The organism is Kineococcus rhizosphaerae (assembly GCF_003002055.1).
In the GTDB taxonomy this organism is placed as follows: domain Bacteria; phylum Actinomycetota; class Actinomycetes; order Actinomycetales; family Kineococcaceae; genus Kineococcus; species Kineococcus rhizosphaerae.
Window position 1 is genome coordinate 20,530 of the sequence record NZ_PVZF01000022.1, and the last position, 6,792, is coordinate 27,321.

Annotated in this window: 6 protein-coding genes; 1 reads left to right on the forward strand and 5 read right to left on the reverse strand. The window is 67.0% G+C overall.

From position 1 onward, the window contains the following. Positions 1-41: 41 nt before the first annotated feature. The 5 genes from CLV37_RS25455 to CLV37_RS25475 all read right to left on the reverse strand — a co-directional run bounded on the left by CLV37_RS25455 (position 42) and on the right by CLV37_RS25475 (position 5,164). Positions 42-788 carry an SDR family oxidoreductase gene (locus tag CLV37_RS25455; protein WP_106215555.1) on the reverse strand — a complete coding sequence of 249 codons (747 nt, stop codon included), beginning with the start codon at positions 786-788 and terminating at the stop codon, positions 42-44. Further along, positions 785-1,609 carry an SDR family NAD(P)-dependent oxidoreductase gene (locus CLV37_RS25460; protein ID WP_106215556.1) on the reverse strand — a complete coding sequence of 275 codons (825 nt, stop codon included), beginning with the start codon at positions 1,607-1,609 and terminating at the stop codon, positions 785-787. Before CLV37_RS25460 ends, CLV37_RS25455 begins: the two co-directional genes overlap by 4 nt. A 61-nt stretch (positions 1,610-1,670) precedes the next feature. Next, positions 1,671-2,690: an asparaginase gene (locus CLV37_RS25465; protein WP_211298955.1), complete on the reverse strand. Its 1,020-nt coding sequence runs from the start codon at positions 2,688-2,690 to the stop codon at positions 1,671-1,673. A gap of 16 nt (positions 2,691-2,706) precedes the next feature. Then, on the reverse strand, positions 2,707-3,621 hold the full coding sequence (locus tag CLV37_RS25470) for a polysaccharide deacetylase family protein (protein WP_106215557.1): 915 nt from the start codon (positions 3,619-3,621) through the stop codon (positions 2,707-2,709). A 175-nt stretch (positions 3,622-3,796) separates the two neighbouring features. Next, positions 3,797-5,164: an MFS transporter gene (locus CLV37_RS25475; protein WP_106215558.1), complete on the reverse strand. Its 1,368-nt coding sequence runs from the start codon at positions 5,162-5,164 to the stop codon at positions 3,797-3,799. Between the two features lie 484 nt (positions 5,165-5,648). On the opposite strand from CLV37_RS25475, the gene CLV37_RS25480 reads away from it, so the two are divergent. Then, positions 5,649-6,686 (forward strand): LacI family DNA-binding transcriptional regulator, encoded by a 1,038-nt coding sequence (locus CLV37_RS25480; RefSeq protein ID WP_106215559.1) that lies wholly within the window; start codon positions 5,649-5,651, stop codon positions 6,684-6,686. The last annotated feature ends 106 nt before the right edge of the window (positions 6,687-6,792 follow it).

Below are 6,792 nucleotides of genomic sequence, written 5' to 3' on the forward strand. Positions count from 1 at the left end.
GCTGCCACAGTTCATGCAGCCGCAGTCAGCGGGGTTGCCCCTCAGGGCATGACGTCCCCGCTGTTGGGGCCCAGGGTCTGGCCGACGTAGAGGTTGCCCCCGGGGTCGCTGGCCAGCAGCAGGGCAGTGGGTGCGACCTCGGCCGGTGTCCCGAAGCGTCCCAGCGGCAAGTCGGCCCGCTTCTCCTTCTTCCACGCCTCGTCGACACGTGCCGTCATCTCGGTGTCGATGGGGCCGGGGGCAATGGTGTTGACCAGGACGCCCTGTGAGGCGACCTCCCGGGCCAGGGACTTGGTGAACCCGATGACTCCGGCCTTGGCCGCGGCGTAGTGGGCCAGGGTCTGGCCACCGAGCAGACCGAGCTGCGAACCGACGTTGATGATCCGGCCCCACCCAGCCTGCAGCATCGGGTCCAGCACCGCCTGGGCGACCAGGAACGTCCCCGTGAGGTCGATGTCGATGGTCCGCTGCCACTGCGCCAAGGTCATCTCACGGACGGCAACCTGCTCCAGGATCCCCGCGCTGTTGACGACGATCTCGACGTGCCCGCCGAGCAGTGCGGTCGCCGCGGCCACGGCGGCGCGCGTCGAGGACTGATCGGTCACGTCGATGTCGACGGTCTCGAAACGGCTCGAGGCAGTGATGGTTCTCGAGGCGATGGTGCCGGGACGGTCGGCGACCACGACGGCGGCGCCGTTGACCGCGAACAGTTCCGCCACAGCCGCGCCGATCTCACCGCCGCCACCGACGACGAGGGCTCGACGACCCTGCAACAGGGGGGCGCTCATCCGGGCATCCGGACCGAGAGCCCACCGTCCACCACGACGGCCTGACCGGTGATGTATGCGGCGTCGCTGGAGCTGAGGAAGCGCACCACGTTGGCTACGTCCTGGGCACGCCCGGTACGCCGCAACGGAACTCCGAGGGCTTGAGCGGCGATCCCTTCCGGGCCCAGGGAGTTCACCGGGTCATTCGCCTGCGGGGTGTCGATGGTACCGGGCACCACCGCGTTGACGCGGATTCCCTGCGGGCCCAGTTCCATGGCCAAGCTGCGGATGAGGCCGAGCATGCCGGCCTTGGCGCTGGCGTAGTGGACGTGCTCCTGCCAGCCGAAGATGGCGCCGGCGAAGGAAGATATTCCCACGAACGCCCCACCCGCGCCGGTGTGCGGGGCGGCGGCGCGGAAGAGGCGAAACGCCCCCGTGAGGTCCACGTCGAGAATGCGGTTCCACTCGCTGTCGCTCATGTCCGCCAACGGCGTCCGGCGCAGGATGCCGGCGTTGGCCACGACGACATCCAGCCGGCCCCAGGTGTTCAGGGCCGCCTGGACGAACGCGTCCACCTGGGCGGTGGAGCTGACATCGACGGCGGCGATGACGGACCGCCCGCCGACGTCCGCGACCAGCTGTGCCGTGAGCTCAGGGTCGTGAGCGTCGGCCGGGTGGGTTCCGATGACGACGTCGACGCCTTGGCGGGCCAGTTCCACGGCGACGGCCCGGCCGATGCCGCTGGAGGCGCCAGTGATGACGGCTACGCGTCGCTGGTCATCCTCGTCGTTGACACCTGCCTCGACCGCGGCGGTCGTCGCAGTGGTGGACGGGGTGGACATCAGGTTTCCTCTCGACCGGGGCAGTACCCTCGGCGGCTGCGGGTGGGGTGGTTCAAAGAGGTCAGCACAGGATGCGGTCGAACTCCGACTGCAGGTTTCCTCTCTGGACTCCTGCGGCCAGCAGGGCACCCAGGAGTAGGCGAGCCTTGAGGCCGTCCAGGTGCCGAGCGCTGATCAGCCCTCGGGCCAACAGGTCCGTCTCGGATCCCGGGTAATCGTAGGTGTGCCGGTACAGCTCACCGCTGCCGGTACGAGAGGCGATCACGACCGGCATGGTCTGGCTCACGGCGGTGAGGGCGTCCACCGTCCACCCGGGGACGTGGCCAGCGCCGTAACTCTCCAGGACCAGTCCCTGGCAGGCGCCCGACGCGACCACCTCCGGGAGTTCGGCGCCCATCCCCAGGGTGACGATCGGAATGCGTGGCCAGCTGGTCGGTGGGCCGTCCGGGAGCGGAACCCGTTCGCGGGTCCGGGGCTGCAGCGGAAGCCTGACCCGGTCCTCCACCACCCAGCCCACCGGGCCCAGGCCCGGGGAGCTGAAGGCGCTGACCTGGGAGGTGTGGCCCTTGCGCACGTAGTGCGGTAGGTGGATCTCGTCGTTGAAGACGACGACCGGTCCACAGGTGCGCACGCGGGGGTCGACAGCGACGCGGACCGCCGCCAGGAGGTTGGCCGGGCCGTCGGCGCCGGCCTGACCGGCGTTGCGCATGGCGCCGGTCAGGACGACCGGGACGGTGTCTTCGAGCAACAGCGACAGGAGGAAGGCGGTTTCCTCCAGGGTGTCGGTTCCTTGGGTGATGACGATGCCGTCGACCTCGGAGGACCGTTTGCGGACCACCTCGGCGAGCTCGACGACGTCGGCCGGCCGCAGGTAACCCGAGGGCTCCTGGCGGAACTGCAGCGGTTCGAGACGGGCGAGGCGTTCGATGCCCGGGACGGCGGCAAGGAGCTCAGCGCCCGACAGCTGGGGTGAGGCGTGCCGACCGTCGTGCGCGGGTAGGGAGGCGATGGTGCCGCCCAGCGCGGCGACCAGGACCAGAGGTGGTCCCGGCGACCGGGGCGGCCGGGGGGGTGCGGTCACGTCGGCCTCCCGTGCCTCAGTCGATCTCGCGGTCGAAGGGGTACCGGCTGTTGCTCTCGAACGGGAAGCGCCGGCGGAAGTCCGCGACGGTGTTCTCGAACGGTTCGATCGTCACACCCGGGTGCTTCTGGATGTGCTGCAGAACCCGTTCGAGCATGAGCAGCACCTGGGGGCGCCCCGAGACGTCGGGGTGGATGCACATCGGAAAGATCGCGTAATCGTACTCGCGGTAGACCCAGTCGAACTGGTCGATCCACAGCTGTTCGATGTCGCGCGGGTTCACGAACCCGTGGCTGTTGGGGCTCTTCTTGATGAACATCATCGGCGGCAGGTCGTCGAGGTACCAGTTGAAGGTGATCTCGACCAGATCGATCTCCTGGCCCCGGATCAGCGGCTTCATCCAGTCCGCGGCCGGCTTGGCGGTGTCGATGACCGTCCAGGAGTCCCCCGAACGGGCGTAAAACGGCTGGAAGTCGTGGAAGTGCTGGCTGCGGTCGTACTGGAAGCCGTTCTTCAGCAGCAGGTCCGCGGTGGCCGGCGACATCTCCGACCAGGGCGAGATGTAGCCGCGAGGCTTCTGGCCGGAGAACTTCTCGACCAGCTCGACGGACTTGGCGATGATGTCTTCTTCCTGCTGCGGACTCAGAGAGATTGGGTTCTCGTGCGAGTACCCGTGCCCGGCCAGCTCGTGGCCGGCCTCGACGATCTGCTCGATGCGGTGCGGGAAGGTCTCGATGGAGTGCCCGGGGGCGAACCAGGTGGTCTGGATGCCCAGCCGCTTGAACAGCTTCAGCAGACGCGGGACGCCGATCTCGCCGGCGAACATCCCTCGCTGGATGTCGGCGGGAGAGTCCTCACCGCCGTAAGAGCCGAGCCAACCTGCGACGGCGTCGATGTCGACGCCCACACCCACGCGGATGTCCTTGACCATGTCGGTCATCCTCTCAATGCGATCGATTGCGAACTTCTGAGGTGCATTTTCGCGGCATCTACGCGATCGATTGCGTAGACCGTACGCGCCCTGCCTAGACAGGTCAACCGCTCACGAAGCCCAATCCCTAATCGGTTCGTGCAGATGTCGCACCCATCGTGGCGCCGAGGCCGGCTCAGGCCACCGGTCCGTGCGCGGCGTGTCCGGCACCGAAGTCGTCGAGCTGCGGCATGACCTTGCAGCAGAGCATGGCCACCCCAGACAGGAACACTCCCGTGACACCGACGACCATCGCCGTGACCGTCCAGTCGTAGCCGGACACGAGCATGGCGGTGATGATGGCGCCGGCGGCGATGGAGCCGGGTTGCCCGATGGCGTTCAGGAAGGTGGTGCCGGTCCCGCGGCAATCGGTGCTGTAGCTCTCACCCATGAAGAACATCAGGCAGGCGAACGGGCCGGCCATGAAGAACTGCCCCAGGGCGTACAGGACCATGATCGAGACGGTGCCCTCGGCCCACAGCAGCATGCCGGTGTAGAAGAAGCACGCGATGATGAAACCCACGCCGGCAGCGCCGCGACGCCCGAAACGCTGACCGATGGCACCGAAGGTGAGGTACCCCAGGAAACCACCGATGTTGGCGACCATGAAAACCAACAGCGACAGCGAGAACGGGATGCCCTTGCCGCTGGTGAGCAGAGTGGTCCCCAGGGCGGTGAACGTGGTCACCCCAAAGAAGTTGAAGAACCACACGACCGACAACAGGATCGTGTTGCGGCGGAACATGGGCGCGAAGATCGCGCGCAGCGGCGCGCCGTTCTCGTGACGCAGGCCGTAGGTGTTCAGCAGGGAGTCGGCGGCGACCTTGTCGCCCTGCTTCTCCAGGGCACGCGCCTGCTCGATGATCGTGAACTGCGGGCTCTCCTTGAGCTTGCGGCGCAGCAGGACAAGGGCGATCGCCGGCAGGGTCGCCAGGGCGAACACGCCGCGCCAACCGACCAGCGGAAGCAGCAGGGCGACAAACCCGGCGGCCAGGAAGACGCCGATCGGCCAACCGCTCTGGACAACCGCGTAGGCGAACCCGCGGTTCTTCTTGATCTTATCGTCCTCGGTCGCGGCGTAGATCTCGTTCAGGTACGTCGCATTGACCGACTGCTCGGCGATCCCCAGACCTGCGATGGACCGCACCCCAATGAGGTAAGCGGGGTTCATCGTCAGTGCGGTCAGGCCTGAGGCCAGCGCGGTACCGCCGACGGTAACCATCATCCCGCGGCGGCGCCCGATCTTGTCCACGAGTGGGCCGACGCCCAGAACGACGACCATGGTGCCCACAGAAATGGCGGTGGCGATCCCAGTGGCGGTGCCCTCGGACCAGCCGTACTCAGTGCGAATCTCCGGCAGCAGAGTGCCGAACATGATGTAGTCGTACACGGCGAAGATCCAGGCGAGCAGAGCGAGAGTCGTGCCCAGACGGGTCTCCTTGCGCGAAACCCTGAGCGTTCGACGTACAGGCGGAGCGGTCGGTGCGTCTTCAAGATTTGCCATCGAAGTTCTCCTTCACATGAAGCCGTCGGGTCGTGGAGAAGTGGAATCAGCAGGGGTCTTTGCGGGGAGACACTCGGGCCGGGATCTGGCGAGCGACGCCACCAGCGAGGTGAGGCATTGAACAGCCGGGGCGGAAGAGCACCCCGACGGCGTCTGTCACCACGGACGTCACCACCCACGAGCGGCGACGCCCCCTTCGCCGAGGCCGCTCGAATGCTTCATGATCAATACTTGGATCGACACGACAAGAGCCCACTCGTAGCCCTCGCCGACCCTCCCTTCTGCTGTGGCCCTAGTCACCTTCGCAACCGATTGCGAAACCATCGCACACCACCATGGGGCGGTCAACGGTCAGCGCCCCAGCGGGCTGAGGTTTAACACACCCGACACATGAGGTGAGGGGCAGATCCAGTGCAATCGATCGCGCGAGTACTGTGGGGGTGGCCGACTAGGCTGCTGCGACCAGCGAGACAGGAGCCGAACCATGCCAAAGCGAGTCACCCTGGCCGAGGTGGCCCGGCGTGCGGGAGTCAACAAGTCGACCGTCTCGCGCGCACTGGTGTCGGGCGGCTCCAGTCAGGTCAGTGGTGCCACCGCTGAACGGATCCGTGTCATCGCTACCGAGTTGGGTTACCTACCCGATCCCGCGGCTGCCAGCCTGCGCACTGGACGCAGCATGGTCATCGGCGTCCTGGTCCCCCGCGTGACCGACTTCGTCCTAGCCTCCATCTATGAAGGGGTCGCTAACCAAGCTCGCACCCACGGGTACACGACGCTGGTGGCAAACAGCGAAGACGACCCCGCCGTGCGCCTGCAGCAACTGGACGGCATGCTCTCGCGCCGGGTGGACGGCGTCGTCATCGGTGACGCACGCCTAGACGGTGACGAGGTCGTCGCCACGCTCAGGCGACGTTCGACTCCGTACGTCCTAGTGAACCGACGCCTGCACGGGCACCCCGGAGTCACCACCGACGACATCCGCGGGGGCGAACTCGCTGCCGAACACCTTCTTCAGATGGGACATCGCCGGGTAGGCATCCTCGCCGGCCCGGGTTACGCCAGCACCGGCGTCGAACGCGCCCACGGTTTCACGCGTACTTACCACCGCGCGGGCCACGATGTCCCGCCCGCGATGATCGTGGAATCGCAGAACGACGCGGACGGCGGCCACACCGCGGCGCGCACACTGCTGCTGCGTGACCCCGAGATCACCGCCATCTTCGGCACCAACGACTTCGCTGCGATCGGGGCCATGGGGGCAGCTCGCGAGGCGGGCCGGCATCCAGGTGTTGACCTTGCTGTCGTGGGCTACAACGACATCCCGTTGGCGCGGTACTTGCCGCTGCCGATGACGTCTGTGCATTCCCCCATCCGCGAGATGGGCCAGCAAGGGGCCGACTTGCTGATTCAGCAACTAGCAGGAGGCGAGTCCGAACTAGCCACACTTCTGTCCCCGTCGCTGGAGGTCCGGGCGTCCTCCGCCGTAGACCTGTCCGGCAGGGGACGGCGCGTCGCGATCTAAGTGACTGTTTCAGATGTGCGGTGAGGGCTGCGCCGGCCTGGTCAACCGGCGCAGCATCATCCGCGTGTAGGCAATCTCAACCATGGCGACCGCCGCACTCGCCAAC